We start from the raw sequence: 23,364 nt of genomic DNA, 5'->3' as shown, positions 1-23,364 counted from the left end.
CGAGTATGTCTACTCAGCGAATACGTCGGAAGTCCTCTCAAAATCTGGGCACAAGTTCTAAAACACCTCGGTTTAGTCCCTCTCCTATTGTCTCTCGAAAACCCACGCCAATACAACCGACTGGTGATCGTCAACCCTTTGCTCAACGAACACCCAATGGGGCGAATTTTGACTTACAAACCGATCAGCCCCCTAGGGAACTTGCTCCAGATATGCAAGCTCATATCGATCGGTGGAAAAGCAACATCCCGCTTCAGTCTCCATCTGCACTGAATTTACCCATCCAGCGCTATCCCCTAGGAGACCACCATAATCTATGGTTTTCACACCCCCTTAATCGCCAATCGACTCAATCCTCAATTCAACGGGCTGATGGTGATGAAACAGATACATCTGAACCGGCTACTGCAACGCCAGCTCCGACTACGGTTGAAGATACAACGGTAACTGCACCGGTTGCCACATTAAAGCTCTGTGCGGATGTGGAAACGGCAGATCGGAGTAGATTGGGGTTAACAGACCTCGCTAAGGCCAATGTGGGTCATACTTTTTTGAAGCTCAGTTATCATAATCCCACTGATGTGCCGGATTCGATGCGTCAGCCCACCAAAAGGTTATTAAAATCACCAACGGGTTCTTCTTTTGGGTTTTATCCTCTGATTTACAGAGCCAGTACATGGACGTATGATAGCACCGCACGGATGAAGCGTTTAGAAACTCCAGGGAGTGGAACGAGTCTCGATCGCCATCATACTGGCTTTTCATTGAATCCGAAAAAATGGGTTCCTGGGCGTGTGGAAGAACCAGATGTAGCCCATGCTTCTAAGGGTGAAAAATCTTATGCGTTAACTCAGCCGGAAGTGAATGATTTGATGCAATATGTGGAAGAGAAAAAGGATGCTAAGTATAATTTATTTAAGTATAATTGCACCAATTTTGCGGTAGAAGCGGTTCAATCGATTGGTAAGTCTGCACCGAGTGGAGCGGGTCAATATGGAGAGATTATGCTTCCGAATTCCCTGTACAAGAATTTGCTGGCTTTATCTCGGTCTGGGGATACGGATGTGACGTTAGGGCCGCTAGATGATGGCGATTCCCATGATAAGAAAGGGGATAAAAAAACGGGTAAGAAAAGTTCGAGTAAGAAAACTACATAGGAAATAGGGGGAGGTTGACTTTAAGTCATGAGCGCTAAACCGATTACGTTTGAGGCGATCACTACGGTGATGGAAATGGCGATCGCGGATGTGAGCAAGAGAGCGGGAGTAAAAAACTTAAAAACCTATGTTACGGTGCGTCTGGAGCAAGTTTTCCCAGCCGATATTGCCGAAGAGGTGAAGGTGGAGACTCTTAAGTTTATTCATCCGACTCAAATAGGGGATGAGCAAATCCAGAGTGGCGATCGGGTAAAACTAACGATTATTGCTAACGATCTATCCCAACCGGATTGGTTTCGGATGACGAAAATGGTAAAAATTTGAATGTGCTATTCGGGAAGGTTCAATCATCCGTAGAATCGTTTTGCTGATTTTGTTGATTGAGCAGGATATCTAGGATACGGCGATTCTCCGTTTGCAGTCCGCGAATCTCTTCTTGGTGTTGTAGCATAATGGCATATTGCTGCCGCCTTTCTTCTCCTGCTTCTGCTAAGGCATTGGCTAAAGCTTGAAGGATACGAGCATTGCTTTCGATCAGGCGATCGTGCCTTTCAATTGCACGAGCATTACTTTCGATCAGGCGAGCATTACTTTCGATCAGGCGATCGTGCTGGCGAGCTGTATTGAGCAGATCGGATACCTGATCGGCTAAACGATCTAACCGCTCATCATTCCAGCGCTCTGGACTCATAGACATTTCTCCTTCAATCTACGTTTGAATATGAGTTCAATTTTACTTTTTTTCTGATTAGCTGGACGCGATCTCAATCTGCCGAACGACGGTTAGGGCAGAATAGGATACGCCTGCGGTTCCTTCTCCGGGATGGGTGGAGTCTCCGACGAGCCACAGGTTACGGATGGGGGTGCGGTTGGCAAAGCCGAAGGGGCCGAAGGTGGTTAGGCGTTGTCCCATACCGCCAACAATGCCGCGATCGCGCCCTGTATAATAGGCAAAGGTTCTGGGTGTAGCCGCTTCGATGTGAATAAGGGTTTCTGGGGTTAAGTGGAAATATTGACTTAAACGGGCGATCGCCGCTTCGGTAAATTGTTGCTTCAGTTGCTCATAGTCTGCACTGTTCCACCATTGCTCCGTATCCGTAAACGAAGAGGCGGTAATGGTAGTTTTTCCTTCCGGTGCGCGTCCATCTCCCGGATGACTGACGGAGACAAATAGGGAATTATTCTCGCCAATGGGGCCATGATAATCATACAGAAATTGCAGATGGGGCGGGCAATGTTGGGGAATAGCGGCTTGTTCGACTCCCAGATAAACCACAAATGCGCCACTCGGTGAGGGGACTTGCTTCAGGCGCTGACTGTAGCCATTGGCGTATATTTTCGTTGCCAGATCGTCAGACTGTAAGAGTTGTACTAAGTTATGAATGGTGATATTGGCGACTACATGATCCGCTTTTTCACGCCAGGTTTCCCCGGTTTTCAGGTTGCGGATAACCACGCCGGTAACTCGCCCTTTGTGGGTTTGGATTTGCTCGACAGTGTGGCGCATGAGCAGTTTACCGCCATCGCGCTCTAGGGATGCGACGAGGCGATCGCTCAAAACTTGCATACTTCCCTGTAAATGATACAAGCCTTGGGGTTCCTGGGAAACACCTAGAGCCGTTGCTGCATACAAGAGGGCGGTTTCCGTGGTATCGACTTGGGAGTAGAGTTTCAGTTGCATGTCGAGGAAGGTTTTTAGGCGGCGATCGCTTCCCACCCCCATCAACCTCAGTGCATCCCACACCGTCAACAGCGCAAAGGGCACAGTAACCAACGTATCGGGGCGCATCGCCTGCACCAATTGCCACAAATCCCACCAATCACGGGGAGGCAGCACCGGATCTCGCCCCTGAAACCGCCAACTGGCTTGAAATAAGGTATTCATCAACTGCCAAAAGGGTTCGCTTCCCGGAAACTGTCGCTGCCGTTCCTGTTGCCATTTCAGGGGATCTCGCCACACTGAAATGGGTTCTGTTTCCCCTGGCAAAAACACCGCACAAGCCGGATCGCAAGGTGTTGCCTCCGGTAGCGCGATCTCCAGTTCCTGAAAAATCCGATGATGAATTCCCCCCGCTTCCAACCCCGCCACCTGCGTCGCTCCCACATCAAACGTAAACCCGCGCCGCTTAAACGTCGAAGCACATCCCCCCGGCACAATCGCCTGATCCAGAATCAGCACCGAATACCCCCGACGAGCCAGGAGCGCGGCGGTAGTTAAGCCACCAATACCCGCACCAACAACGATACAGCGAGGCTGAGAGGAGGAGTGAGACTGAGCCATGATCTGAAGCAGTGAACAAGGGAACATTAACGATTGTAACGTTCCGTTAAGTTTTTCGCTGACTACGAATCCGGTTAGAGGGTACAACTAGCGGGCAAGATGCCCGCACTCCTCCAATCCTTTGATATTAATGGAGTGGGAGCGTCTCGCTCCCTAGCTCCTTCGATTTAGGAATGATACCGATGTTCTGACGTTAAGCGCCCAAGACACTCAAGAGGTTGAGGAGTTCTTGTAAAATTTGGGATGCTGCCCAAAAAAGATAGACTCCAAACAAGAAGAAAAAGCTCAATAAGCACAATCCATTTCCGGTTTCTTGGCCAATAAATAAGACTGTTCCTAGGAAAACGCCAACGATAATGTTAAAAACGATATTCATGGAGTTGATCGCTCAATAAATGACTTTTCCAACCTAACCCTTATAACAGTGAGCATTGCTAGTCTTGTTCCAGATGTGAAGTTTTGTTAAGCTTTAATGGTATGTACCACCTTGATTAGAACCTAGTTTTAAAGTTCCGTTATGCCATTCATAGCTACGCACTTTGCGACTTGCTCTACTGGCTACTTCTACAGCTTCCACAACTCTAGGAATATATTGATTGAATTCAGATTTCAAGTCTCGATCAACCAAGCTCAATAATGAACATTGCAAGAAGGAAGAAAAAGTAACTCCTGGTTTTGAGAAATGAAGGTGAGAAGTTTTGCGGCGTAGTTCTTGCTTGAATTGGTCAGACAAAGAAAATCTTCCTAGACGGTAATCGTCCAGATATTCAGTTAAAAATAGACACATATCACTCCACTTTTTTATAGAAAAAGAGCTATAATCAAGTAGTGAATCTTTAAAGTCACTATTTGCATCATCTGTCAGGGACTGAATCAGTAAATCGCATCCAGAATTTACATCAGTATTTGGAGTTACTGATTTGATCATTTGATCGACAATCAATAGACCACAACACAAACTTCCTTTTCTTGCTATATCGAGGATAGTATTAGCTATTTCAAGACGGGTATAAAGTGCGTTAAAAAGTTGCAAACGAGCATGAATTTCTCGAACAGATAAGTAAAAAAAATCTTGCTTTTGTTGAGTAATTTCTCCTCGATCAACTTTCTCTTCAAGGGGATAATACCCTTTGACTATATAGTAACCTTTCCAAGCTTCAGCCGTTAATTTATACATTTCTCGCAGTTGAAACCAGTATTTCTTCTGATCTGGAGTCATGAGATCGAGCTGATACAGTTCATCAGAAGGAAGACAACGAAGAGTATCGTAGATTTTTTGTAGATCGTTCATAAGGATTTTTATATGTGTTACTCAGTTCATGTGAGGAGGTAAATCTATCGTATCATATATTTTATTTAGATAAATGCCGTTACTATCATGGTAAAATATCCCCAAGATTAAGTTTTAGAATCAAACCCTATGAAATGGCGTGTAGTGTTAGAAGTAGATCCCCAAACCCATGATTGGGCGGTTTGGTGTCCAGAATTACCGGGTTGTGTCTCAGCCGGAGAAACAGAAGCAGAAGCGTTAGAGAATATTCGGGAGGCTATAGCCCTTTATCTAGAACCAGATAAGATTGAACTAAAATAAGGAATCAAGGAATAAGATCGATGAATCAACTTACCCGCATTACAATTAACCCAGAAGTGATGGGAGGAAAACCCTGTATTCGAGGAATGAGAGTCACGGTAGGGATGATTTTAGGTTTAATGGCAACCGGTGCTTCTCATGATGAAATTTTACAAGCTTATCCTTATCTAGAAGCTGAAGATTTGAGAGAATCTTTAGCTTATGCTGCCTGGCGTGTTGAAGAGATAGAACTTTCTTTAAGTGCCTCATGAAGATTGTGATTGATATGAATCTTTCACCCGATTGGATTGATGTTTTTGTCAAGTATGAAATTGAGGCAATACATTGGTCATCGGTGGGCAATCCAAATGCAACAGATAGAGAGATTATGCAATGGGCAAGTGACCAGGGCTATATTGTTTTTACCCATGATTTAGACTTTGGTGCATTACTGGCAATAACGCAGGACAATAAACCGAGTGTTATCCAAGTTCGCACACAAAATGTGTTACCGATTCATTTGGAAAATATCGTTATTCAAGCTATTGAGAAAAGCCGAGATTTATTGCAATCCGGAGCATTGGTAACGATTAATGAATCTAAATTAAGAATTCGTATTTTACCGTTTTCATGAATAATAACTAGCGATCGCACGGTAAAAATATCATCAGCTTTCAGATAACATGATTTCAAAACCACCCCATCTTGTTCAATATCAGGGAAGTAAAAGAACTCTAGCCAGACAGATTCTCCAGTTTTTTCCTAACACAATAGATAGATTAGTCGAGCCATTTGCGGGAACTGCGGCAATTAGTATTGCTACTGCTGCTCAAGAACGCTGCGATCGCTTTTGGTTAAACGATCTCAATCATCCTCTAATTGAATTACTCAAGCTAGTTATAGAAGATCCTGAACAAATTACAGAAACCTATACCGATTTATGGAATGAGCAGCATTCTGACTCTATTGGTCATTATTTTGAAATTAGGGAAAAATTCAACCAAACTCGCGATCCGGAACTGTTTTTATATTTACTAGGGCGCTGCGTTAAAGGTTCAGTTCGCTATAATTATCAAGGTTTATTTAATCAAAGTCCGGATAAAAGACGCAAAGGGCCACAACCGGCAACCATCAGAAAAAATATAGCTGGAATATCTGGTCTACTCAAAGGAAAATGTAACTTTACCAGTTTAGACTACCGAGAGGTCTTAAAACGAGTTCGTCCTAGAGATCTAATTTATCTCGATCCTCCCTATCAAGGGGTTTGTCATCATCGAGATCCGAGATATTTTGCTGGAATTGACTTCGATGATTTTGTGGTTGCAATTGAAGAACTGAATAACAGAAATATTCAATTCTTGATTAGTTATGATGGTCAACGGGGGAATAAAAAATTCGGTCAACTTCTCCCTAAGTATTTAGGACTTCACCGCATTGAACTTAAAACTGGTAGGTCTTCACAGTCAACTCTTTTGGGTCGAGAAGAAACGACTATAGAATCTTTGTATTTATCCCCCAATTTATCGAATCGAAGCTTTAAAGTTGCAGAGGATTCACTCGATATGCAAAAACAACTGATTTTTTCCTAATATCATGGATAGTTCCAAACAGCTACCAGAAAAATTATTACAACTCTGTAGAACCGTGACGGCTAAACGCCCTAAATCAGCAAATCGGGCTAAATCTTGGTCTTGTGAACATTGCGAAAATTGGATGCAGATCAAAGACAAATCAATTTGTCTATCCTGTTACTGGGCTTATCCAGAAAATTATGAACATATTGCCATGCAGCAGGTGAGACGGGTTGATTTGTTGTGGGAAGGGGATGAGATTGAGATTTATGAACAATTGAAGCAGAGAGCAGCAGATCGGCAAACCGATTTACCTGAATGGATCAAAGATATTCTACAACGGGAGTGCGATCGCCCCAATGCCCAGAAATCTCCCTCTCCAGCCACCCAACCCCAACCCCCCAAGGTTAACGATCCATAAAGCTCATCCCAATACACACCAGTTTTAGCAGAAGTGTTTACCATAGAAAAGGAATCTTGTACCTTGTGATACTTTTCTTCAATGACTTCAACCTTGCTTAGGTCAGCCACTCCGACACGGTGCATCGCTCCCACGGTGCGTCACCTCCAAAATGGCTTAACCATCGTCGCCGAGCAAATGCCAGTGGATGCCGTGAATTTAAGCCTGTGGCTCCCCGTCGGTTCTGCGGTAGAATCAGACTCCATCAATGGCATGGCTCACTTCCTAGAGCATATGATCTTCAAAGGAACACCTAATCTGCCCCCAGGTGAATTTGAGCGCCAGATCGAAGAACGAGGAGCCGTCACCAATGCCCTAACTAGCCAAGATTACACCCAATTCTATATCACCACTGCGCCTCAAGACTTTATGGACTTAGCCCCCCTCCAATTTGAGGTCGTCTTAAATGCGAGTATTCCCGATGAAGCCTTTGAGCGGGAACGTGCGGTGGTGATTGAAGAAATTCATCGCTCCCAAGATAATCCCCGTCGCCGAGTCTATCAAAAGGCGATGGAATTAGCCTTTGAAACGCTTCCCTATCGTCGCCCAGTTTTAGGCCCAAAAGAGACGATTGAAATCCTGAAACCAGAACAAATGCGGGACTTTCATCACCACTATTATCATCCCCAAAACTTGACTGCTGCGGTGGTGGGAAATCTCCCGGTGGATGAGTTGATCCAGATTGTGGCTGATAGTTGCACCCTTACTGCAACTGGGGAACGGTTGAAAAACACAAAAACAGTTATACCAACATTAGGGCAGTTGTCAGACACTGCCCCTTTTAATGGCTTAACTGAAGCGCCGTTTACTACGATTGAGCGCCGAGAGTCTGTTGACCCCAGTTTACAGCAAGCGCGGTTGGTGATGGTGTGGCGAGTTCCGGGTGCTTTGGCTCAGGAAAAAACCTATGCTTTTGATGTTCTGAGTTCGATCTTGTCTCAGGGACGGACTTCTCGGTTGGTGCGTCAGTTGCGGGAAGAGCGGAATTTAGTCTCTAATGTGGTGGCGGCGAATTTAACCTATCATAATCAAGGGTTGTTTTATGTGGCGGCCCAGTTGCCCACGGAGCATTTAGTAGAGGTGGAAGAGGCGATCGCCGAACAAATCGCATCCCTGAGCTATAATCTGCAAGATTCAGAGCTACAACGTATTCGTACCCAAGTGGCAAACCGGTTTATCTTCGGCACAGAAACACCGAGCGATCGCGCTAATCTGTATGGATATCATCAAGCTATGCTCCAAGATGTTAACCTGGCTCTCAATTATCCTACTTGTATCCGCTCTCTAGAAGTGGAAGATCTGCAAGGGGCTGCCCGTTCCTATCTTTCTCCAGAAGCCTATGGTATCGTCACCATAAGACCTGAATGATTAACCATTAACCATTAACCATTAACCATTAATAATTTCCCTCATTATTGATTGTTAATTATCTAACCGAGCCATGTGGAATCTAATTGCCGATCGCATTAGCGAAGTCACCCAACAACCCTTTCAAATCCAATCCCATCGCTCCGTCGGTGGCGGTTGTATCAATCAAGGGTATCAAATTCAGGGAAGTGGCGATCGCACTTCGACTACGCTCAGTGACCGTCGATATTTTGTTAAACTCAATCAGGCTGCGGACATCGAAATGTTTGCAGCCGAAGCCTTGGGTTTACAGCAAATGTACGATACCCAAACTATCCGCGTTCCAGCTCCCCTTTGTACGGGAGTTGCAGGTAACTCGGCCTACATTGTTTTGGAATGGTTAGAATTGGGCGGTGGAAAATCCCAATCTTGGCAAGAAATGGGGCGACAATTGGCGCATCTGCACAGCGCCAAACCCTCCCGCCCAGAATTTGGTTGGGATCGCAATAATACCATTGGCTCAACGCCCCAAATTAACACCTGGACAGCAGATTGGGTAGAATTTTATCGGGAACATCGATTAGGCTATCAATTCCGACTGGCGAAACGGCGAGGGGGAAATTTCCCGCAACAGAATGAATTGTTAGCCGCACTTCCCGAACTCTTGCGGGATCATCACCCCCAACCCTCTTTAGTCCATGGGGATTTATGGTCAGGAAATGCCGCTTGCTTGGAGTCTGGAGAACCGGTAATTTTCGATCCAGCTCCTTATATTGGCGATCGCGAAGTCGATTTAGCCATGACCGAATTATTTGGCGGTTTTCCGGCCTCTTTTTATCAAGGTTATCATGAAGTTTTGCCCCCCAATCCAGGCTATAGTGTCCGCAAAACTCTTTACAATCTTTATCATATTCTCAATCACTTTAATCTCTTTGGAGGCGGCTATGCATCCCAAGCCAACACCATGATCCGGCAATTAATGAATCATTAAAATTTAGTTGAGGGATTACGATAACCATCGCTCAATCATCTATTCCCCATGAGAGTTGATGTGATGATGGGCGATCGCTCACTCACCCAGATCCCAACCTTGAGTTTCTGTGCGAGTGAGGGATCGCCCAGTTTTCAAATATTCCATCTTGGTTGCTTCTAGAATATGGCTCATTTTCACCGGTTCCTGAGCATCAGCCGCCAAAAATGCCGCATTCAAAGCAATGGATTTAATATTACCTCCTGTCACATCTAATTGTCCTAAGCGCTTAAAATCCAAGCCCTCCGTCGGAGTTTGTGAGGGAAAAATACGCTGCCAAATTTGACTCCGTTCTGGCGCTTTGGGATAAGGAAAATTGACAATAAAGCGCAGGCGACGCAAAAACGCCCGATCCAAATTATCCTTAAAGTTGGTGGTTAAAATGGCTAATCCTTGATAGGCTTCCATTCTCTGCAATAGATAACTCACTTCAATATTAGCGTGGCGATCGTGGCTATCTTTCACTTCTGTGCGCGAACCAAACAGAGCATCCGCTTCATCAAACAATAAAATTCCGCCCCCTTTTTCCGCAGCATCAAAAATACGGCGTAAATTCTTCTCCGTTTCGCCGATATACTTGCTCATGACTGCACTTAAATCGATGCGAAATAAATCTAATTTTAGCTCATGAGCTAACACTTCCGCCGCCGTGGTTTTCCCCGTGCCACTGGTTCCCGCAAATAAAGCAGTTAACCCCAACCCGCGCTGATTTTTCGCCGCAAACCCCCAATTTTGATAGACAGTTGCCTGTTGGCGGACATGAATGAGAATTTGCTCCAAAATTTGTTTTTCTCGCTCTGGAAGGACAAAATCTGCCCAGGTGGTTTTCACATCAATGCGTTGCGCTAACCCTTCTAATTCCGGTCTGGCTTGCAAGCGGCAAAACTGCCAAAGTCTCTCCCCAATGACTTTAGGGGTTAAATCAAGTTGCGATCGCACGGCTGCACTCGCGCTTTCAATGGTGGCTGCGGATAAGTGAAATTGAGCCGCTAAGGATGACAGATATCGATCCACATCTTCCGGGTAATCCTGCCATGCTTTTTGCCACAGTTGCAATTGTTCCCCATATTGCAGCGCTCCCACATCAAAGGAAAGCCCAGGGGAGAGGGGCAACCGTTCATCGGTAGCAACGATAACTGGAACTTGAATAGACTGTAAAAAGGGAGAGAGTAAAGAGGCTTGGTTTTCTGCGGTTTCCGATTGATTCACTTCGATCAATAACAAGCTCGGAGCCAAGGTATACCAGCGCTGCCACCGCATCACCAACCGTTGCAGATCGACCCGATCTTTGGGGATGGCATCACTGGGCAGACGATAGAGGGGTAAGTGTAAAAACTGGCTAATTTGAGTAGCAATTTCTGCCTGAGATTCCCTCAGTGGGCCGCAGAGTTGAATCATGGGTTGAGTCCTGGAAGCTCCCTGAAAGACAGACACAACTTGATCGATAATCATCTGATAGGAGGGTTGTAAAATCGGTGCGGTCAAGGTTTGAACAGGAGTAAAGACTGCTGCAATGACCGGATCGTGATAAACTTCTCCCATTAAATAGTGCAAAATGGCTTCATCAATTTGCAAACAAGCGCGGGTAATTTCTGGACTGCTTGCAGAATGAATCAGTTGCCATTTTCGCAAGGGACGGGTTTCGGTGAAGGCATCCCAATGGGGTTGGGGAAAACAGTCTAGGCAGAGTTGAAAGGTGGGATAATTGCAGTCAGGTTTATTATGGGCGATCGCCAATAGATCGGGAAATTCTGGATTAATGGCTTGTCCCACACAACAGAGTAAAATGCTGATTTCAAATGGGGATAGACCAAAGGTTTGACTTAAGGTTTTGAGCGTGCCTAGGTTTTGCACCATTTGCTCGATCCCTTCGAGATCGGGGAGCGGATCGAGAAACTCTGCCCCCTCTTCTCCCCGGTTCTGGGCAATGTAGAGATGGAGAAAAGAGCGCATAAGGGCGATCGCCTCAATCAAAGTATCTAGGGCAGTTTCTGGGGGTTTCATGCCAGGGATTTCCAGGTTTTGAGCGTCTGTAACGGGTGGGTGGCGATCGCTCATTGGCTCAATTTTCATAGTCCAGATTGCAGTCTTCTCTGGTTTCCATCATATCTCTACACCTTTATTCTCAAGATGAATATCTGTTGAATTTACTTCATGGATCGATACACAATGGGTAAGTGCTACATCTTGGAGAATGCCTAAACTACCCCTTATACTAAAGGGTAAACCCCCCTATCTTCATCCCAATCATGAATCCTCGCCGCCGCCAAACCCAAACCCGAATTTCTGCTCGCCAGTCTCTGTTAGAAAAAAAAGCCCCCCACTTTGCTGCTCCCCCAGTGATACAACCCAAGCTACAGAGGAAAACAGAAACTGAACTACCAGAGTGGAAACCAGATAGTAGCCGCCAATCTAGTCCTCTAGAGCGACTGAGACACTCAGGGACTCTACAAGCTAAACCAGAGCTAAGGGGTAGTCAGGCGATCGTGCAACGGACATTAGAACAGGTTGAGTCCAGACTGGGCGAGGGTAAAACCATTGGCGGACTCGAAGCCTTTTGTAGAACCATAGAATTTAGCCCAGAGAATGTTGGATTTCTGCGAGCGTGCCGAGTTTGGCAGGGGTTAGGACGTGGTGCTAATCTTGCTGCTCAGACCAGAATATACAACAAATATATAGTAGGTTCTCAAACTATAAATATTAGTAGCTCCCAGCGAATAGAAATAATCAATCGTCACCGACAAAGTGTGGCTTCTGGTGTGCCCGATGTGACGATATTCGACAATGCGGAGAAAGAAATCACCAGTTTGTTGACGAGTAATGTTGTCCCCCGTTATAACAAGCAAGCAGAAGATACGAAGGTGGGTTAGGGTGATATACTGAAAACGCCTAAGTCTCGATCTCAAGCCCGAAGCCCGACGATCGCTTTCCGGTTGCAGTATCCTAGGTAAAGAAAAAGAGAGACTAACCCAACCGAGAGGACTTAGCGTTTATGAAAACCCTGCGATCGCCCCATTGGAGTCATGTAGTGGGCACATTAGCCCTCATGATTCCCCTTACTCTAGGCATCGGTCGCCTACCGGCTGCCTATTCCCAAAATAGCCAAAACCGAGCCATCACCCTGCGAGCAGACATCCAAGAAGCCAACGCCAGAACCGGTGTCCTCACCGCTAGAGGTAACGTGCAAGTCCTCTATCCTGCCCGCAATATTCAAGCCACAGCCGCCCAAGCCCAATATTTTAGCCGCGAACGGCGCATCATTCTCAGTGGTAATGTTTACGTCCTGCAAGAAGGCAATAGTTTAAGAGGAGAAACCGTCACTTATTTGATCGATGAAGGTCGATTTGTAGCCCTTCCCCAGAACCAAGGGCAACAAGTGGAAGCCATTTATATCGTGCCCGAATCCGCCGATAACCCAGGTAATCCCGATCCCCTCCCACCAACCCCCGATCTATAGCACCTAGCCTCAGCTGAAAAGACTTCAGCCAGATCTGGTATAGTTAACCCGTCACTTCTGGCATTTCTACACAATTAACCGTTGCATGGGCAAACATCATGAAGTTGGTATTGGATAACGTTCATAAATCCTATGGACAACGAATGGTGGTTAATCGCGTCTATCTCTCTGTGGCACAAGGAGAAGTCGTGGGGTTACTGGGCCCCAATGGAGCTGGAAAAACCACCACATTTTATATGGGCACGGGGTTGGAAAAGCCGACTCAAGGTAGAATTTGGCTTGGCGATCGCGATATTACTGCCCTGTCGATTTCCCAACGGGCTAAACTCGGTATTGGCTACTTGCCCCAAGAGGCGAGTATTTTTCGCTATCTCACCGTGCGCGAGAATATTTTACTGGTGTTAGAACAAACCCAAGTGCCCCGCCGGGAATGGCATTGGCGCACGGAAAAACTGCTCGAAGAATTTCGACTCTCTACCGTTGCCCATACTAAAGGGATTCAGATTTCTGGAGGAGAGCGGCGACGCACAGAGTTAGCCAGAGTTTTGGCAGCAGGGAAAGAGGGGCCCAAATTTCTGTTTTTAGACGAACCCTTCGCCGGAGTCGATCCGATCGCCGTCTCCGAAATTCAAACCCTGATCGCCAACCTGCGCGATCGCCATTTGGGCATCGTCATCACCGATCACAATGTCCGCGAAACCCTCGCCATTACTGACCGAGCCTATATCATGCGCGATGGTGAAATCCTCGCCTCTGGCAACGCCGAAGAACTCTATGAAGATCCCAGAGTGCGACAATATTATTTAGGCGACAATTTCCAACGGTGAGCCACAACCCTTAACTGTAATCCAACTGCCTCTATGACTTCTAGCGTATCCCAGGAAGACACCCAACCCCAACGTCCTAAATTTTCCCCCATCTCGGTCATGGATCGGTATCTGATCCATGAATTAGTTTCCCCCTTTCTCTTTGGACTCGGAGCCTTCACCTCCGTAGGTGTGGCGATCGGCACGGTATTCGATCTGGTTCGCAAAGTCAGTGAAGCCGGACTGCCCGTGACAATCGCCCTCAAAGTCTTCTTACTTCAACTGCCCTACTTCATCTCTTTCGCCATTCCCACCGCCCTCCTGCTGGGATGCATCATCGCCTACAGTCGCCTATCGAGCGACAGCGAACTGATCGCCCTCCGCAGTTGTGGCGTAAGCCTCTACCGTCTCCTCGTACCCACCCTCATCTTTAGCATCTGTCTCACCGGCATCACCTTCACCTTCAACGAACTCGTCGTTCCTGCGGCCAAACGAGAAGCCACCCTCACCCTAGATCGGGCGCTCAAACAAGAAACGCCCCTGCAAGAGACAATGAACATCTTTTATCCCGAATATCAGCGCAAAGAACTCGCCGATGGGAAAAAAGTCCGCGTCTTAACCCGGCTTTTCTACGCCGAATTTTTCGACGGCAAAGAAATGAAAGGCCTCACCATCCTCGACCGATCCCAATCCCAATTTAAACAAATCATCATCTCTGAAGCTGCTTCCTGGAACGCCGAGGAAAGCACCTGGGACTTCTTCAACGGCACAATCTACATCGTCGATCAATCCGGCTCCTTCAAAAACATCGTCAAATTCGATCGCCAGCAACTCAAACTTCCCCGCGCTCCCCTCGATCTCGCCTCTATAGGCACGAAATACGAAGAAATGAACATCGCCGAATCCCTCAACTACCTCGAAATCATCAAAATGAGCGGCGATGAAAAACAAATTCGCAAACTGCAAATCCGCATTCAACAGCGCTTCGCCATTCCCTTCGCCTGTATCGCCTTTGGCTTAATGGGAGCTGCCCTAGGCACTCGCCCCCAACGCACTGCCGGACGAGCCACCGGTTTTGGCCTCAGCGTTTTAATTATTTTTACTTACTATCTCCTCATGTCCATTGGCGATGCCCTCGGCTTAAGCGGCGCACTTTCCCCAGTCATCGCTGGATGGTTACCCACTGTATCCGCCTTGAGTGTCGGACTTTTCCTCCTCTGGCGAGTTGTCCATTAATTCATTTAACTCGAGGATTTTATCCCTTTTTTCAAAAGTTGACTTTTAATAATAGGATAAAAACCCCCTATCTCCCTATCCCCCCTATCCCCCCCCTTTATCTATCAGCGAACGGGTAAAACTTCGGCTTCTGGAAGGGCGGCTCGCAAGGCAGTTTTCCGTGCTTCAAATAACTCTAAAAGTTTTTCAATCACAATTTGCAGCACATCTGAGGGAAACTGGGTTAAAAAGTCAGAGCCTTTTAGTTCTCCTTTAAAAAAGGCTTTAGCCTGAATGGTGAGTTCCCGAATCTGATCGAATCCCATAGATTTAACCATAAAGGTACTCAAGGGGGAATTTTTCAGGTCATAGGATGAATCTTTTAAGCGTCCTTTTTCTAGGAGGGTGAGAACTTCTTTTTCTAGCTCATTTCCGGGTTGATGGGGATTCGCGACTGGGGGGAGCAATTCTTCTAAGACGACTCCCACGCTGCCCTCGGTACGCATTTCACCCATCATGGTAGAAATGGGGATGTTTTTACCAAATTGCAAGGATAGGGCTTCTAGGAAGGCAATGGAGAGGAGCTTTGTACCGAGATAGAGACGACCGACATCCATATTCCGTTGCGATCGCTCAATCAACAGCTTATACTCTGAAGGCTCAGGCACATTGCGAAACTCATGGAAAATGATTTCCGGTTTCAAGAAGTTCATGAAACCTTCCATTTTCTGTAAGGCGGTGCGATATTGGCTCACCGTATAGGAATTGGAGTTTTTTAGGTGATGGTTCGTTTCTGGCAATAAATTCCAGGTTCCATCCAAAAACCGAGCCGCACTTTCATAAGCAAAACTGCCCACATCACGGTTAGACATGCGTACCGAGCTATACATCGTTTCGATCATTTCTTGTTCCGTGAGTCCGGCTTGATATTTTTCGTTAACTTCCTGTAATCTTTTGTATAATACTTCACTACTATTTAACCCTTCTGGAGTTTTAGAGCGAAAGGGAATAGTGGCTTCAATACAGGCAATAATTTGCAGAATTAGACCCGGACTGAGGAAATCCTCATAGACTTTAGCAGCAACTAGGGCACTGAGAAATTCGTTTTGTCCCGTCATGGGAGACAATTTTTGTCCGGCTTGGAAGTTAAATAAATCCAAAACCATTTCAAACATCTCATCTTTGGGTAACTTCTCCCGTTCTAGGATAATTAGGTCTTCTCCTACCTGACGAATAAAGGGACTAATATAGTAACTTAAGTTGAAATTTACACTTTTATCAACTTGCACATACACCACATCGTGAAATAGGGCAGCCAAAACTTCGATCGCATCCTCATTTCCCCCAACTTCAAAAATATGCTCTGGGGTATGAAAATATCGCCAAGGCCCCGTCATCGTTTGCACAATCAGGTCAGCAATATCGGAAAGCTTACTTGGCTCAACCGCAACGTTTAACTGATCGATCGCCCAAACGAGCTTTTCTAAACATTGTTTTTGGTCATTTTCAAGACTCATGGAGACCTCTGCACCTTTCGTCGATCCAATTAGTAATTATCATTATGCACATAAGATGGGAGAGGTGGGAGGAAGCCACCGAAAATTTCACCGCTTCTCCCATCCGTAAATTCTCCTGGATTTTCCCATTTTAGGGTTTTTTGGGAGCCAACATCCGTTCTAAGCTCATCCCTAACACGCCTAGGGTAACCAAGCCTAAACCTATCCATTGCTGAGTTTTCAGGGCTTCAGCAATCAAGAATAGGCCAAATAGAGCCGTCAAGGCTGGGCCACTGGCTCCGACAATGGAGGCCAAAGCGGGCCCAGCAAAGCGAATGGCAAAGTTATTGAGTAAGTAACTGCCGAGGGTAAGAATACCCAAAATTGTCCCGCCAATCAGCAGACCCGCTTGAGTACCGGGTTGAATAACCACACCCAAACCTTCTGGTAGGGGGAACATCAGGGAAATACCTGAAAAGACAAAAATGGCGGCAAAGGAGACTAGGGTAAAGGGAATGGGGTGTAATTTCTTAGTTCCCATGCCCACTAACAGCACGTAACCGGCAAAGGTAACCCCAGAACCCACCGCAGCAGCAATACCGAGTGTATTGCCTTCAACATCACCTTGGGGCAGGGCCATGATGCCCCCAGCCGTGATCACAGCCATGGCAACAAAGCGTGAGAGGTTGGGGCGATCACCGAATAGGGCCCAGGAGGCAAACACGGTGACAATGGGATAGATGAAGAAAATGGTGATGGCAATCCCGGTGGGAATATTACCAATGGCAATATAAATAAAGACTTGGGACAAAAATAGGAAGAACCCACTGCCGACGACCTTGAGCATTTGTTCGTAATCATGGGACTCAATAAGGCGCTTCAGGTCTGACCAAACGGAAGGATAGAGAAATGTGGCCAAGATGGGAAAGGTTAACATCACCACTATTGTTCGCAAGAATAGGATCAGCAATGAATTGCCTAACCCTGGGCTAATCAACCCATCGACGGGCAATATCCCTAACACCATTCGGGGTTCGGGGGAAATTTTTAATAAAATCTTGAGGGTGACGTTGAATAAGGAAAGGACGCAAGCCGATAAAAAGGCTAGAAATAATCCTGTTACTACTTGTCCTTCTTTGGGCTGCGGGTTGGATTTGGGTGTAACTGGGGCAGGAGGATCGATCGCGTTCTCCTGGGTAAAAGGCGTAGGCGGAGTAGGGATCGGATCGAATTCGGCAGGTTGGCTCTCAATTTGCGATCGCAAACGATGGGCTAAATCTTCTAGAGTTCTAATTTCTTCTAGCAATTTAGCACTGCGATCGCCCAGGAGCTGCCCATCCTGACTCAGTTGATGGGCTAACTCTTGTAGCTTTTTCAGGTCTTGGTTGACTTTCCTTAAGGTTTCTTCGGCATTTCTCGCCTTAGAATCTCTTGAGTCCGTATTGTCCATTTGAGGTTCTCTTGAATGAGGACGGCTAGGGGTTTAAGCCACTTTCCAGATGGAATAAGGCTTAATTTTGCTTGAAACATATCGATCCCAGGGAGAGAACGGAGGATTTTTGCTAGGAATTTAACCCTTTTAATCAAGAACCCGTCACTGCACCCAGGAGTCGCACACAGGGGAAGTAATCTGTGGGCTGTTTATGCCCATTCATGTCGGCGAAGCCGAAAACAGGCGAACTATTGCCAAGATAGTAGCACTTATACTAGCAGTGAGGGGAAGGGTGATCGCCCAAACTAGGGCAATTTCTCTAAGGGTCTTGAATTCTAGAGGGGAAGAGGGCGATCGCTGCACCAGTCCGATCCCGACAACTGCACCCACCAGAGCATGGGAGGTGGAGACGGGAAAGCCAAATCGAGAGGCGAGTAAAATGGTGGTGGCTGTGGCAATTTCGGCACAAAATCCGCCACTGGGTTTGAGGGGGGTAATGTTTTCCCCGACGGTAGAAATTACGTTTTTTCCCCAAATGGCGAGTCCGAAGACGATACCCAAAGCCCCAACAACTAAACTCCAGATGGGGACTTGGAAGTTTCCAGGAATCAGAATATCACCCTCTCGAATTTGGCTAATGATGGCTAAGGGGGCAATCGCATTGCCCACATCGTTCGATCCATGGGCAAAGGCGACAAAACAGGCGCTGACGACCTGAAATTGGGCAAAAATGCTCTCTAGGGGTCGATCTTGGCCAAAGCGATACCAACTGAGAACCGTTAGGGCCAGAGTTCCTAGGGCTGCTGTACCAATCATGGCAGTATGGTTAGGAATATGGGGAATGGAGAAATGGGAAAAGAGGGTAGGTAAGACGATCGCCCCAAAGATACTGAATAAACCGGTACAAATCCAGGGAATCCATTCTTGCACTCTCAACCTGGCTTGAGGGTGGTCTAAAATCCAGGCTTTGAGGTGATGATAAAAGACCATAGCCAGGCTGCCACTGATGAGTGGGGTAATAATCCAAATGAGGGAAATACGCCCTAGGGTAGACCAATCAATGGCTTCTGGGCCGATGGCTACGCCACTGAATCCGGCGATTGCTCCCACAATGGCATGGGATGAGGAGACCGGGAGTCCGAAACTGGTGGCAATTTGTAACCACAAACCACAGGCCAGGAGTACGGAAACCATGCCTAAAAATAGAAGTTGGAGATTGGGAGCAAATTCTTCTAAATGAATTAAGTCCCTGGCTAAGGTTTGGGAGACTCGCCCCCCAAACCAGACGGCTCCTGTAAATTCCAAAATACCGGCAATGATAACGGCTTGGGTGAGGGTAATGGCTTTTGAGCCGACGGAGGTTCCCATGGAATTGGCTACATCATTCGCGCCCAAATTGCAAGCCACGTAGAAGGCGAGTAGAACAGGTAAGAGTAAATCCATTCAGCTCATCCTAAAACACGGGAGGCCAAATTTCGGCGATCGCCAGTTCCCAACCGGGTAAGAGTTCCGGAATGGTCAGGGTATCATCATTGGTGAGAACCAGAGATTCACGATTAGGACGATAAACCGTCACCGTCAAATTTTTAGGGTCAACTAAAATGCCGACTTGAGAGCCTAATTCCAGGAATTTCTCCAGTTTCTCTACCAAGGGTTTAATATTGTCTGAGGCTGACCTGACTTCTATGGCTAAATCCGGTACAATCTCAGCAAATGCACGGGGGGCTTGACGCATTTTTTGAGCCGGAACAAAGGACACATCGGGGCCGCGCAGAGTTCCATCGGGTAGGCGAAACCCGGCGGAAGAACCAGTCACTCGACCTAATTTGCGGGGGAGTACCCATATATTCAGAAAGGTGATTAAGCGAGCAATAATTTCTTCGGAAATATAATCGGATAATCCCATGATAATAATTTTACCATCAACTAATTCTGTCTGATAGTCCAGATGGGCATCAGTTAATTGGGTTTGCAGTTTTTCTAGGTCTTCAACGGTTAGAGACATAAATTAAGATCTCCATAATGAGGGGAGACAGTGAGCTGATTGTAGCAACATAGAAGGCCAGTAGAACAAGTCAGAGTAAATCCATTGAAGGTTTAGAGCAGAGAGAGATTGATGATGATCCAAAAACGGATTTTAGGGTTAGATCCAGGTTTGGCCCGTTTGGGGTTTGGTATTCTAGACTGCGAGCAATGTGAGGACACCCAAGAGGAGCGATTGAAGCCGTTGGATTTTGGGGTAATTACGACCCCCAGTTCGCAAGCGGTGGGCGATCGCCTCTGTACGCTTTATGATGACCTGCAAGCCATTGTTACCCAGTGGCAGCCGGATTTGGCGGCGATCGAAAAGCTGTTTTTCTATCGTATGGGTAATACGATTTTGGTGGCTCAAGCGCGAGGGGTGCTGCTCCTGGTTTTGGCTCAACACCAGATTCCTATGGTTGAATATACTCCCGCCCAAGTCAAGCAAACTCTGACGGGATATGGTAGGGCTGATAAGGAGGAAGTCCAAGAATCGGTAATGCTAGAGTTAGCCCTAGAAGAGATTCCTAAACCGGATGATGCGGCTGATGCTTTGGCGATCGCCCTAACCGCCTGGTTTTGCCAATTCAATGAACCATGAACAATTAACAATTAACAATTAACAATTAACAATTAACCCTTATGATCGCTCTTGAAGAACTGACCACGAACCAAGCTTATCAATTTTGTGGCCCTGTGGATTTATACAATTCTTGCGAAACTAAAGCATTGGCGACTCAGGCTACTGGCGATCGCCAGTTTCACCTCCTCGGATCTCCCCAAAATAACGCCCTTCCCATCCTCCTCTCCGAAGATGATTATCCCTGCTGGCTATCCTTAAACGACTTAGATAAAATCGATATTGCCCTAGCTCCCTATCAACCGCACCCCATCTCCCGCATCGAAATCGAAAAACGGCTCGATCGCATTATTGCCTACACCCAAGATGCCATGAATCAACCCAATCACTATCTCTGGGGAGGAACCCTTCCCCCCAATTACGATTGTTCTGGATTAATGCAAGCCGCTTTTGCCTCTGTCGGCATCTGGTTACCGAGAGACTCCTATCAACAGCATCACTTTACCCAACCCATATCCCTTGAAGAAGCCGCGCCAGGAGATCTACTATTTTTTTCCTCTGGAAAGCGCATTACCCATGTAGCCCTATATTTAGGAAATCATCAATATATTCATAGTTCGGGCAAAGATCGTGGACGCAATGGCATTGGCATCGATAGTTTATCTTCTGAATCTGATGCCATTAGCCAATATTACGCGACCCTTTTTTGCGGAGTTGGTCGAGTGATCGCCCCATACCTGAGTACGGGCAATCCAGAATCTAAATTTGCTTGTCCGCTCTATTCTTAAAATCGATAACAAGATGAGTTGATACATAAGGCAGTGGTTACCGATCGCCCTCGATGATCGACTTTAATTTCTACCACAAACGGTTGATTTTCCTGTTGTTGCGCTAAGTTAATTTCATCATTAATTTTCTGCCTTTGATCTTCTGGCATGTAATAGGTTTCCAACCCATAAACCAATTGCCCTTGATTGACTCTTCCCCTTAATGCGATTTGATTTGAGGGTAAATTGTTGGGTAAATTAGCACTCACTGAAATGGCTTTCCAAGGTTTAGGGAGTTCTCCCTGAGTCTTGGCTTGCGGTTGTTCCAAAATGAGATAAAATTCGCGACTGAGTTGGTTGGGTGTAGCAGATAACTGATCCCATCCGGGAAGACTTTGCAAGGTTTCCCAACGAGAAATATCATAACTCAGGGTTTGGGAATAACCCCGTAACAAATCATAGGGATCGACGGGTTGGGTTTGCAAAATGACGGTTTTTCCGGTAACCCTAGTGTAGAATGCCTGACCGGGAATAGCTATGACTAAACCCACCTGAATTGCCAAGGGCAGAATTAAGCGCCACCACCGTATTTGAGCGCGTTCTAGGGAGGTTTTTAGAGGTTGAAAAAAGGTAGAGGGAGACATGGGGGAATGGGGGAATGGGGGAATGGGGGAATGGGGGAATGGGGGAATGGGGGAATGGGGGAATGGGGGGAGTAAAATCAGGGCGAGTGAGGTATTCTAGCGATCTATAAAAACCGCTATTAATGTCTCACATAAAGCGCGAAAACTGCTGTATTTCAAGTGTTTTTGTGTTGTTTCTCAAACCAGAATCCGGCTGCCATTACGCCTAATCCGCAGAGGATAAAGACGATTGATTTTAATAGTAATCCTGTATCGTACTCTAACATGCGGCTGATAATTTGCCCGGTGAGTAAGACTAATCCACTCCAAAATCCTAAGCGGTTGCCCCATTTTAATCCCCGACGAATAAAGGTGATGGCGAGTAGAAAGATTTGGATGTTAATGATCAGGGGAGCAAAAATAGGTAAGGGGTAGATGAGACTATGCCAGAGGAAGAGAGCGGCAGTGATGGCGAGTAGGTTTAAGATGAGAAGACTAGCGCTCTCTAAGCGCCAGCGATCGCCAGATCGCCGAGATTGAGCCAGTTGAAACCACTGCCATAGGGTTAGCCCCACTAAGGCTAAAATATCGAGGCTTAAGTCCCATCCCCCTAGGGTTTGATCAATATTTTCCCAATTACCCCAGTCATTCCACCATCCATGGAAGGAGAACAGGTATAATTGCAGGGCAATCAGTAATAGGGCGAGTCTACGGGCAATGGGTTGAAAGGGGGGATGATCGAAGTTGCCAAAGGCGATCGCGCGATCGTCATAACTCCACAGAAAGGCGGGTAGCAAAGTTAGTCCTAATACGACTTTGACGACAACGGGAACTGTCCACACGCCGATCGCCGCCAATTGTATCCATACAGTGGGAATAAACGCCACCATCATTAAGCTAAAAATCACCCGTGAATTCCACCAACGGGCTAAAATAATGCCGACGACACCTGTAATTAAAGGGGCATGTTGCAAAACTCCGGCAACTCCGGGTAATCCCCCTGGAGTTAACCAATCCTCTAGACTCGATCCATAGGCAAGAGCCATTAATACGAGGGAAACGGAGCCTAAAAGGGTTGTTCGCAGACTAATGGCTAAACCGGTTACTCCCAATCCCCAAATTAAATAGAGTTGATAAATGGGGCCATCTAGGTGAAACATTTGGGACATTAATCCCAGGTTTGCCCCCAGGAGTAGGCTACCTAAAAGCAATAAGCCTTGGCCAAATCGATGTTGCCAGCGATCGCTAGGAAAGCGCCATAAGTAAAACCCCAGACTGTGGGATGTGATTAAACTGAGCAGTAAGAGGGTGATTTTGAGCGATCGCGGCCAGCCTTGCCAATTCGCAGCCACAAAGGTGATCGCCCCCAAGCCCAATAATACCGCCCCTAATCCCACCAACACGGCGATAAACCGGTTACTCGCAGCTTCTTCCAGGCGATCGAATTGATAGCGATCGGATAATTGGGTATAAATTTCATCAGAAATCAACCCTTCCGATTTCCAAATTCCCGCCTCTTGGCGCAGTTGACGACGAAATTTTTCGGCCAT

The 23,364-nt window shown here is 46.5% G+C and carries 26 protein-coding genes; 15 read left to right on the top strand and 11 right to left on the bottom strand.

Translation table 11 applies throughout. The features are described from left to right. Positions 1–5 precede the first annotated feature (5 nt). Together AC3FZD_RS00630 and AC3FZD_RS00625 are read left to right on the top strand one after the other, a co-directional pair. Positions 6–1,157, top strand: coding sequence for a hypothetical protein (locus AC3FZD_RS00630; RefSeq protein ID WP_488738273.1), 1,152 nt, complete (start codon positions 6–8; stop codon positions 1,155–1,157). A gap of 27 nt (positions 1,158–1,184) precedes the next feature. After that, positions 1,185–1,481 (top strand): hypothetical protein, encoded by a 297-nt coding sequence (locus AC3FZD_RS00625; protein WP_488738272.1) that lies wholly within the window; start codon positions 1,185–1,187, stop codon positions 1,479–1,481. Between the two features lie 19 nt (positions 1,482–1,500). Here AC3FZD_RS00625 and AC3FZD_RS00620 read toward each other — a convergent pair whose 3' ends face one another. From AC3FZD_RS00620 to AC3FZD_RS00605, 4 genes are all read right to left on the bottom strand, one after another. Continuing rightward, a complete protein-coding gene (locus AC3FZD_RS00620; protein WP_488738271.1) occupies positions 1,501–1,848 on the bottom strand; it encodes a hypothetical protein in 348 nt (115 codons plus the stop codon). A 57-nt stretch (positions 1,849–1,905) separates the two neighbouring features. Continuing rightward, positions 1,906–3,438, bottom strand: a complete 1,533-nt coding sequence (gene crtD / locus AC3FZD_RS00615) for a C-3',4' desaturase CrtD (protein ID WP_488738270.1) — start codon at positions 3,436–3,438, stop codon at positions 1,906–1,908. A gap of 193 nt (positions 3,439–3,631) precedes the next feature. After that, positions 3,632–3,814: a hypothetical protein gene (locus AC3FZD_RS00610; protein ID WP_488738269.1), complete on the bottom strand. Its 183-nt coding sequence runs from the start codon at positions 3,812–3,814 to the stop codon at positions 3,632–3,634. 93 nt (positions 3,815–3,907) lie between these two features. Next, positions 3,908–4,729, bottom strand: coding sequence for a hypothetical protein (locus tag AC3FZD_RS00605; protein ID WP_488738268.1), 822 nt, complete (start codon positions 4,727–4,729; stop codon positions 3,908–3,910). A 129-nt stretch (positions 4,730–4,858) separates the two neighbouring features. Between AC3FZD_RS00605 and AC3FZD_RS00600 the strand changes: the two genes are divergently transcribed. The 7 genes from AC3FZD_RS00600 (at position 4,859) to AC3FZD_RS00570 (ending at position 9,377) form a co-directional block, all read left to right on the top strand. Then, positions 4,859–5,029 carry a type II toxin-antitoxin system HicB family antitoxin gene (locus AC3FZD_RS00600; protein ID WP_488738267.1) on the top strand — a complete coding sequence of 57 codons (171 nt, stop codon included), beginning with the start codon at positions 4,859–4,861 and terminating at the stop codon, positions 5,027–5,029. Between the two features lie 20 nt (positions 5,030–5,049). Further along, positions 5,050–5,280, top strand: a complete 231-nt coding sequence (locus AC3FZD_RS00595) for a DUF433 domain-containing protein (protein ID WP_488738266.1) — start codon at positions 5,050–5,052, stop codon at positions 5,278–5,280. Further along, positions 5,277–5,642: a DUF5615 family PIN-like protein gene (locus AC3FZD_RS00590; protein ID WP_283761812.1), complete on the top strand. Its 366-nt coding sequence runs from the start codon at positions 5,277–5,279 to the stop codon at positions 5,640–5,642. Before AC3FZD_RS00595 ends, AC3FZD_RS00590 begins: the two co-directional genes overlap by 4 nt. Positions 5,643–5,691: 49 nt before the next feature. Continuing rightward, complete coding sequence (locus tag AC3FZD_RS00585; protein ID WP_488738265.1) at positions 5,692–6,597, top strand: Dam family site-specific DNA-(adenine-N6)-methyltransferase; 906 nt, start codon at positions 5,692–5,694, stop codon at positions 6,595–6,597. A gap of 4 nt (positions 6,598–6,601) precedes the next feature. After that, complete coding sequence (locus tag AC3FZD_RS00580) at positions 6,602–7,000, top strand: hypothetical protein (RefSeq protein WP_488738264.1); 399 nt, start codon at positions 6,602–6,604, stop codon at positions 6,998–7,000. 81 nt (positions 7,001–7,081) lie between these two features. Then, positions 7,082–8,407 carry a M16 family metallopeptidase gene (locus AC3FZD_RS00575; RefSeq protein ID WP_488738263.1) on the top strand — a complete coding sequence of 442 codons (1,326 nt, stop codon included), beginning with the start codon at positions 7,082–7,084 and terminating at the stop codon, positions 8,405–8,407. Positions 8,408–8,480: 73 nt separating this feature from the next. Beyond that, positions 8,481–9,377: a fructosamine kinase family protein gene (locus AC3FZD_RS00570; RefSeq protein ID WP_488738262.1), complete on the top strand. Its 897-nt coding sequence runs from the start codon at positions 8,481–8,483 to the stop codon at positions 9,375–9,377. Between the two features lie 78 nt (positions 9,378–9,455). Here AC3FZD_RS00570 and AC3FZD_RS00565 read toward each other — a convergent pair whose 3' ends face one another. Beyond that, positions 9,456–11,489 carry an ATP-binding protein gene (locus tag AC3FZD_RS00565; protein WP_488738261.1) on the bottom strand — a complete coding sequence of 678 codons (2,034 nt, stop codon included), beginning with the start codon at positions 11,487–11,489 and terminating at the stop codon, positions 9,456–9,458. Between the two features lie 176 nt (positions 11,490–11,665). On the opposite strand from AC3FZD_RS00565, the gene AC3FZD_RS00560 reads away from it, so the two are divergent. The 4 genes from AC3FZD_RS00560 to AC3FZD_RS00545 all read left to right on the top strand — a co-directional run bounded on the left by AC3FZD_RS00560 (position 11,666) and on the right by AC3FZD_RS00545 (position 14,915). Next, positions 11,666–12,286 (top strand): regulator of G-protein signaling domain-containing protein, encoded by a 621-nt coding sequence (locus AC3FZD_RS00560; RefSeq protein ID WP_488738260.1) that lies wholly within the window; start codon positions 11,666–11,668, stop codon positions 12,284–12,286. 122 nt (positions 12,287–12,408) lie between these two features. Further along, complete coding sequence (locus AC3FZD_RS00555) at positions 12,409–12,873, top strand: LptA/OstA family protein (protein ID WP_488738259.1); 465 nt, start codon at positions 12,409–12,411, stop codon at positions 12,871–12,873. Between the two features lie 98 nt (positions 12,874–12,971). Then, on the top strand, positions 12,972–13,700 hold the full coding sequence (gene lptB / locus AC3FZD_RS00550) for an LPS export ABC transporter ATP-binding protein (protein ID WP_488738258.1): 729 nt from the start codon (positions 12,972–12,974) through the stop codon (positions 13,698–13,700). 33 nt (positions 13,701–13,733) lie between these two features. Further along, positions 13,734–14,915, top strand: a complete 1,182-nt coding sequence (locus AC3FZD_RS00545) for an LptF/LptG family permease (RefSeq protein ID WP_488738257.1) — start codon at positions 13,734–13,736, stop codon at positions 14,913–14,915. Positions 14,916–15,019: 104 nt separating this feature from the next. On the opposite strand, the gene AC3FZD_RS00540 is transcribed toward AC3FZD_RS00545, so the two are convergent. The 4 genes from AC3FZD_RS00540 to AC3FZD_RS00525 all read right to left on the bottom strand — a co-directional run bounded on the left by AC3FZD_RS00540 (position 15,020) and on the right by AC3FZD_RS00525 (position 19,827). Beyond that, entirely contained in the window at positions 15,020–16,411 is a 1,392-nt protein-coding gene (locus tag AC3FZD_RS00540; RefSeq protein ID WP_488738256.1) for a hypothetical protein, read from the bottom strand. 130 nt (positions 16,412–16,541) lie between these two features. Beyond that, a complete protein-coding gene (locus AC3FZD_RS00535) occupies positions 16,542–17,840 on the bottom strand; it encodes a DMT family transporter (protein WP_488738255.1) in 1,299 nt (432 codons plus the stop codon). Between the two features lie 201 nt (positions 17,841–18,041). Beyond that, positions 18,042–19,265, bottom strand: a complete 1,224-nt coding sequence (locus tag AC3FZD_RS00530) for an inorganic phosphate transporter (RefSeq protein ID WP_488738254.1) — start codon at positions 19,263–19,265, stop codon at positions 18,042–18,044. Between the two features lie 10 nt (positions 19,266–19,275). Next, on the bottom strand, positions 19,276–19,827 hold the full coding sequence (locus AC3FZD_RS00525) for a Uma2 family endonuclease (protein ID WP_488738253.1): 552 nt from the start codon (positions 19,825–19,827) through the stop codon (positions 19,276–19,278). 117 nt (positions 19,828–19,944) lie between these two features. On the opposite strand from AC3FZD_RS00525, the gene ruvC reads away from it, so the two are divergent. Further along, the gene (gene ruvC / locus AC3FZD_RS00520) at positions 19,945–20,445 is read left to right on the top strand and encodes a crossover junction endodeoxyribonuclease RuvC (protein ID WP_488740417.1); all 501 of its coding nucleotides are present in this window, start codon (positions 19,945–19,947) and stop codon (positions 20,443–20,445) included. Positions 20,446–20,486: 41 nt separating this feature from the next. Continuing rightward, entirely contained in the window at positions 20,487–21,212 is a 726-nt protein-coding gene (locus AC3FZD_RS00515; RefSeq protein WP_488738252.1) for a C40 family peptidase, read from the top strand. Here AC3FZD_RS00515 and AC3FZD_RS00510 read toward each other — a convergent pair. Together AC3FZD_RS00510 and AC3FZD_RS00505 are read right to left on the bottom strand one after the other, a co-directional pair. Next, the gene (locus AC3FZD_RS00510) at positions 21,209–21,835 is read right to left on the bottom strand and encodes a GDYXXLXY domain-containing protein (protein WP_488738251.1); all 627 of its coding nucleotides are present in this window, start codon (positions 21,833–21,835) and stop codon (positions 21,209–21,211) included. The genes AC3FZD_RS00515 and AC3FZD_RS00510 overlap by 4 nt on opposite strands. A gap of 155 nt (positions 21,836–21,990) precedes the next feature. Beyond that, positions 21,991–23,364 (bottom strand): DUF2157 domain-containing protein, encoded by a 1,374-nt coding sequence (locus tag AC3FZD_RS00505; RefSeq protein WP_488738250.1) that lies wholly within the window; start codon positions 23,362–23,364, stop codon positions 21,991–21,993.

Source organism: Roseofilum sp. KMC-1 (assembly GCF_057802075.1).
The sequence above is the reverse complement of the archived record's forward strand: the minus strand, read 5'-3'. Positions and strand labels throughout refer to the sequence as shown.

Coding starts and splice junctions, on each gene's coding strand:
- AC3FZD_RS00630 (WP_488738273.1), top strand. CDS start 6: ATGTCTACTCAGCGAATACGTCGGAAGTCCTCTCAAAATCTGGGCACA.
- AC3FZD_RS00625 (WP_488738272.1), top strand. CDS start 1,185: ATGAGCGCTAAACCGATTACGTTTGAGGCGATCACTACGGTGATGGAA.
- AC3FZD_RS00620 (WP_488738271.1), bottom strand. CDS start 1,848: ATGAGTCCAGAGCGCTGGAATGATGAGCGGTTAGATCGTTTAGCCGAT.
- crtD (WP_488738270.1), bottom strand. CDS start 3,438: ATGGCTCAGTCTCACTCCTCCTCTCAGCCTCGCTGTATCGTTGTTGGT.
- AC3FZD_RS00610 (WP_488738269.1), bottom strand. CDS start 3,814: ATGAATATCGTTTTTAACATTATCGTTGGCGTTTTCCTAGGAACAGTC.
- AC3FZD_RS00605 (WP_488738268.1), bottom strand. CDS start 4,729: ATGAACGATCTACAAAAAATCTACGATACTCTTCGTTGTCTTCCTTCT.
- AC3FZD_RS00600 (WP_488738267.1), top strand. CDS start 4,859: ATGAAATGGCGTGTAGTGTTAGAAGTAGATCCCCAAACCCATGATTGG.
- AC3FZD_RS00595 (WP_488738266.1), top strand. CDS start 5,050: ATGAATCAACTTACCCGCATTACAATTAACCCAGAAGTGATGGGAGGA.
- AC3FZD_RS00590 (WP_283761812.1), top strand. CDS start 5,277: ATGAAGATTGTGATTGATATGAATCTTTCACCCGATTGGATTGATGTT.
- AC3FZD_RS00585 (WP_488738265.1), top strand. CDS start 5,692: ATGATTTCAAAACCACCCCATCTTGTTCAATATCAGGGAAGTAAAAGA.
- AC3FZD_RS00580 (WP_488738264.1), top strand. CDS start 6,602: ATGGATAGTTCCAAACAGCTACCAGAAAAATTATTACAACTCTGTAGA.
- AC3FZD_RS00575 (WP_488738263.1), top strand. CDS start 7,082: ATGACTTCAACCTTGCTTAGGTCAGCCACTCCGACACGGTGCATCGCT.
- AC3FZD_RS00570 (WP_488738262.1), top strand. CDS start 8,481: ATGTGGAATCTAATTGCCGATCGCATTAGCGAAGTCACCCAACAACCC.
- AC3FZD_RS00565 (WP_488738261.1), bottom strand. CDS start 11,489: ATGAAAATTGAGCCAATGAGCGATCGCCACCCACCCGTTACAGACGCT.
- AC3FZD_RS00560 (WP_488738260.1), top strand. CDS start 11,666: ATGAATCCTCGCCGCCGCCAAACCCAAACCCGAATTTCTGCTCGCCAG.
- AC3FZD_RS00555 (WP_488738259.1), top strand. CDS start 12,409: ATGAAAACCCTGCGATCGCCCCATTGGAGTCATGTAGTGGGCACATTA.
- lptB (WP_488738258.1), top strand. CDS start 12,972: ATGAAGTTGGTATTGGATAACGTTCATAAATCCTATGGACAACGAATG.
- AC3FZD_RS00545 (WP_488738257.1), top strand. CDS start 13,734: ATGACTTCTAGCGTATCCCAGGAAGACACCCAACCCCAACGTCCTAAA.
- AC3FZD_RS00540 (WP_488738256.1), bottom strand. CDS start 16,411: ATGAGTCTTGAAAATGACCAAAAACAATGTTTAGAAAAGCTCGTTTGG.
- AC3FZD_RS00535 (WP_488738255.1), bottom strand. CDS start 17,840: ATGGACAATACGGACTCAAGAGATTCTAAGGCGAGAAATGCCGAAGAA.
- AC3FZD_RS00530 (WP_488738254.1), bottom strand. CDS start 19,265: ATGGATTTACTCTTACCTGTTCTACTCGCCTTCTACGTGGCTTGCAAT.
- AC3FZD_RS00525 (WP_488738253.1), bottom strand. CDS start 19,827: ATGTCTCTAACCGTTGAAGACCTAGAAAAACTGCAAACCCAATTAACT.
- AC3FZD_RS00515 (WP_488738252.1), top strand. CDS start 20,487: ATGATCGCTCTTGAAGAACTGACCACGAACCAAGCTTATCAATTTTGT.
- AC3FZD_RS00510 (WP_488738251.1), bottom strand. CDS start 21,835: ATGTCTCCCTCTACCTTTTTTCAACCTCTAAAAACCTCCCTAGAACGC.
- AC3FZD_RS00505 (WP_488738250.1), bottom strand. CDS start 23,364: ATGGCCGAAAAATTTCGTCGTCAACTGCGCCAAGAGGCGGGAATTTGG.